Annotated in this window: 2 protein-coding genes; one reads left to right on the forward strand and one right to left on the reverse strand. The window is 72.7% G+C overall.

The annotated features are described in order from the left end of the window. Nucleotides 1-108: 108 nt before the first annotated feature. Entirely contained in the window at nt 109-1,731 is a 1,623-nt protein-coding gene (locus tag AAHZ94_RS31770; protein WP_502964844.1) for a M4 family metallopeptidase, read from the reverse strand. A 553-nt stretch (nt 1,732-2,284) separates the two neighbouring features. On the opposite strand from AAHZ94_RS31770, the gene AAHZ94_RS31775 reads away from it, so the two are divergent. After that, a partial coding sequence (locus tag AAHZ94_RS31775) for a GntR family transcriptional regulator (RefSeq protein ID WP_502964845.1) occupies nt 2,285-3,066 on the forward strand: 782 nt, incomplete at its 3' end.

Genomic DNA, 3,066 nt, shown 5'->3' on the forward strand with positions numbered 1-3,066 from the left:
GGGGGGGGGGGGGGGGGGGGGGGGGGGGGGGGGGGGGGGGGGGGGGGGGGGGGGGGGGGGGGGGGGGGGGGGCCCCGGGGGGGGGGGGCCCCCGCCAGGTCAGCCGGGTCAGCCCTTGACGTTGACCCCGGCCCAGGCCGCGTCGACGGCCTTGACCTCGGTGCTGCCGGCGCCGTAGAGGTCGGTGGCGGCCTTCAGAGTGCCCTCACGCGCCTCGTGGTAGTCGGTGGTGGAGGTGAAGTACTTGGTCAGTGCGGAGTACCAGATCTTCAGGGCCTTGTCCCGGCCGATGCCGGTGACCGTGGACCCGTCCTTGGTGGGGCTGTCGTAGCTGACCCCGTCGATGACCTTCTTGCCGCTGCCCTCGGACAGCAGGAAGAAGAAGTGGTTGGCCACGCCGGAGGAGTAGTGGACGTCGAGGTTGCCCACCCCGGCCGACCAGTAGTCGGCCGACCGGCCGTCCCGGCTCGGCTTGTCCTGGTAGCGCAGCGGCGTGCCGTTCCCGTTGACGTCGATCTTCTCGCCGATCAGGTAGTCGCCCCGGTCGTTGGCGTTGTTCGCGCTGTACTCGACGCCGGTGCCGAATATGTCCGAGGTCGCCTCGTTGAGACCGCCGGACTCGCCGCTGTACTCCAGGCCGGCGGTGGCCGAGGTCACGCCGTGGCTGAACTCGTGGCCGGCCACGTCGAGCGAGGTCAGCGGCTTCTTGTTGCCCGCGCCGTCGCCGTAGGTGATGGCGAAGGCGTTGTCGTCCCAGAACGCGTTGACGTAGTTGCGGCCGTAGTGCACCCGGCTGTACGGGGCCTTGCCGTCGTTCTTGATGCCGTTGCGGCCGAAGGTCTTCAGGTAGAAGTCCCAGGTGGTGGCCGCACCGAAGGCCGCGTCGACGGCCGCCGTCTGGTTGTTGCTCGGCAGCCCGTTGCCCCACTTGTCGTCGGCGTCGGTGAAGACCGTGCCCTTGCCGCTCTGGCCGCCCTTGAGGTCGTAGGTGGTGTGGCCACCGCGACCGGTGTCGGTGAGCTGGTAGGTGCTGCCCTGCTTCTTCGACGCGATGGGCACCGTGCCGCTGTACTGGCTGGTCCCGGTGCCGTTGTGGATGGCCTGGTGGCGGTAGAGCTCCCGGCCGGTGTTGGCGTCCGTGACCACGTGCAGCCGGCTGGGCGTCCCGTCCTGCTGGACACCGCCGACGACGGTCTCGTACGCGAGGACGGGCTTGCCGGACGCGGCCCAGATCACCTTGCGCGGCGCCTGGTCGGCGGCGGCGTCGTCGACGTCCGCGGTGGCGGCGCGCAGCGCGCTCGCCGCGGCGGCCTTCGGAGCCAACTTCGGCTGGAGCGAGGCCACCGCGAGCCGGGCGTTGGTCGCCCGACTCACGTCCTTGACGTCGCCGTTCGCCGCACGGTGCACGACGAGGTCGCCGCCGAGCACCGGAAGGCCCGCGTAGGTGCGCTCGTAGCGGGTGTGCGTGGTGCCGTCGGCGTCCTTGATCGTGTCCTTGACGACGAGCTTTTCCTGGGCGTCGAGCCCGAGCGCGGTGGCGGTCGCCGCCGGGCTGTGCTCCGACTGCTGGGCGCTGGCCGTGCCGGTCGTGCCGGCGGTGAAGCCGGTGGCGAGCAGCGCGGCGGCGAGCGTGGCCGCGCCGCCCGACAGGGCCAGGGCACGACGGCTTCTGCGACCGGCGACCGCGGTGGCGGAGCGGGCTGCGCGGGGGGTGCGGGAGGTGCTGGACACGTGACACTCCTTTGTTGCGGGGGAGTTGGCCCGACGGACGCCGGGCCAACGAACAACGGTCAGGTCCTTGCTGAGCGCTGACCCTGCATCAATGAACGTGCACCTGTCACACACCAGATGTCGGCATATACGGGCTGATGAGCGACTGGCGATCCCCTTGTTCACACAACGACAAAGGGCCGTACACGAGAGGAATTCTGGGGACAACTTCGCGCAATGCTGCGTGCAAGCTCCCCACATGTGCGGTGGCGTGTTAAGGGGGCTCGTGTCCGGGCGGTCCGTGTCCGAGCAGAGGCCGGCGCCTCCGCGCTTCCGCGGCTCCATGTGTCATGTGCGTGGGAGCGGGGGCCACCCGTATGCGCGGGAGCGGGGGCAAGGGTTAGGGCCGGAGGGCAGCCGGGAGTCAAGGAGACCCAGGACAACAGGCAGGAGCCCGACACAGGTGCGGGAGCCGCAGCGCAAGAGCGGGCGCCGGGAGCAGGGCGGGAGTCCGGGGGAAGAAGGAAGGCCGGGAAATAATCGATTATGCCCCAGATCGTCTATGGTGTGGCGCATGACGCAGAGAGCCGACCACGCCGCCGCGCCGGGGAAGCAGATGCTCTCCGAGCAGGTCTACGCACGACTGCGGGACGCGATCATGCGCGGCGACTTCGCCCCCGGCGACGCGCTCAAGCCGCAGGAGCTCGCCAAGGCACAGGGCGTGAGCCTGGCCGTGGTGCGCGAGGCGCTGGTCCGGGTGGTGGGTGAGGGGCTCGCCGACCGGCTGCCGAACCGCGGCTTCGCCGTGCCCGCCCACTCCGACCGCCGCTGGCAAGAGATCGCGGAGGCCCGCCGGGCCGTCGAGCCGGTCGTGCTGCGGCTGTCGATCGAGCGCGGGGACGTGGAATGGGAGGCCCGGGTGCGGGCCGCCCACCACCGCCTGGCGCGCACCCCGCCCTACCTGCCCGACGAGGGCACGCACTACAGCAGTGCCTGGGCCGAGGCGCACCGGGTGTTCCACCGCACGCTGCTGGACGGCTGCGGCAATCCGCTCCTGCTGGAGACCTTCGACCGGATGTGGACCGCGAGCGAACTCGCCCGGCGCTGGTCGGCCCGGCGCGCCCCGGACCGGGACGGTGTCGCGGAGCACCGCCACTTGGAGGAGGCGGCGTTGGCCCGCGACGCCGACACCGCCGCCGACGTACTGACCCGCCACCTCACCCTGACCGCCGCGGCGCTGGCCGAGCCCGGGGGGGGGGGGGGGGCGCCCCGGGGGGGGGGGGGGGGGGGGGGGGGGGGGGGGGGGGGCGGCGGGCGCGGGGGGGGGGGGGGGGGGGGGGGGGGGGGGGGGGGGGG

The sequence above is a fragment of the Streptomyces sp. HSW2009 genome (assembly GCF_040240285.1).
Classification (GTDB): domain Bacteria; phylum Actinomycetota; class Actinomycetes; order Streptomycetales; family Streptomycetaceae; genus Streptomyces.